Here is a 1,298-nt window from a genome sequence, read left to right on the forward strand (position 1 = left end):
GGTAGTGTTCAGAATTCTGTGTCATTTCTTTACCATTGACCGAAAAGAGATGACCCATGACCAAACCAACTTTCGATATGGATGCCGCGATCAAGGCGCTGCGTGAAGGCAAAGACCTCAGTGGCAAAGACGGCATCCTCACTCCCCTGATCAAACAGCTCACTGAAGCCGCCATGCAGGCGGAGCTGGAGGAGCACCTCGCCAACGAGGATCAGCCCAACCGCAAGAACGGCCGCACCTCCAAGACTATGAAGAGCCCTGCTGGAAACTTCGAGCTGGACACACCGCGCGATCGGGCTGGCACCTTTGAACCGCAAATCGTCAAGAAGCACCAGACGCATCTTACCGATGAACTAGAGCGCAAGGTTATTGCCCTATTCGCGCTGGGTAATAGCTACCAGGACATCCGCACCCACATCGCCGACATGTATGACATCGAGCTTTCCAACGGCACCATCAGCGCGGTCACCGACAAGCTGCTGCCGGAGCTGCAGGCGTGGCGCGAGCGAGATCTGGAGCCGGTCTATCCCATTGTCTGGCTCGACGCCATCCACTACAAAATCAAGGAAAATGGCCGCTATGTCAGCAAGGCCATTTACACCATCCTAGCCCTGAATATCGAGGGTAAAAAGGAGCTGCTGGGTCTGTATCTATCCGATCAGGAAGGAGCACACCACTGGCTGAGCGTACTCACAGATCTCCACAATCGCGGGGTTCAGGATATCCTAATCGCCTGTGTAGATGGCCTGAAAGGCTTCCCCGAGGCTATCGAGAGCATCTTCCCTAAGACCGAGATACAGCACTGCATCATTCACCAGATCCGCAACTCGCTGAAGTACGTTGCCTCCAAGAACCAGAAGGCCTTCATGGCTGATCTCAAGTGCGTCTACAAAGCGGCAACCTTGAATGCTGCCGAAAGCGCTCTGGATGAGCTCGAAGCCAAGTGGGGCGACAAGTATCCGATGGTCATTAAATCCTGGCGCAGCAAGTGGGCGACGCTGTCAGCCTACTTTAAATACCCGGACTATGTGCGCACGGCGATATACACCACCAATGCCGTTGAGGCTGTTCACCGCCAGTTCCGCAAGCTGACCAAAACCAAGGGCGGCTTCGCCAGCGAGAACGGGTTACTCAAGCTCCTGTACGCCGGTATACTCAAGGCCTCTGAGCGCTGGACTCACCCGATTCAGAACTGGAACCTGACGCTGTCACAGCTGACGATCCACTTCCCCGAGCGCTTGGAAAAACACATCAGCCTGTGAGGGCTATATGGCTGACACAGAGTTTTGAACACCCTC

At 54.9% G+C, this 1,298-nt stretch carries 1 protein-coding gene; it reads left to right on the forward strand.

The genetic code is table 11. The features are described 5' to 3' along the window. Nucleotides 1-56 precede the first annotated feature (56 nt). Nucleotides 57-1,262 carry an IS256 family transposase gene (locus tag LC093_RS20195; protein WP_226669308.1) on the forward strand — a complete coding sequence of 402 codons (1,206 nt, stop codon included), beginning with the start codon at nucleotides 57-59 and terminating at the stop codon, nucleotides 1,260-1,262. Nucleotides 1,263-1,298 lie beyond the last annotated feature (36 nt).

Source organism: Microbulbifer aggregans (genome assembly GCF_020524005.1).
Taxonomy (GTDB): Bacteria; Pseudomonadota; Gammaproteobacteria; order Pseudomonadales; family Cellvibrionaceae; genus Microbulbifer; species Microbulbifer aggregans_A.

Excerpts from the sequence above, each read along its gene's own strand:
- LC093_RS20195 (WP_226669308.1), top strand. The coding sequence starts at position 57 with ATGACCAAACCAACTTTCGATATGGATGCCGCGATCAAGGCGCTGCGT.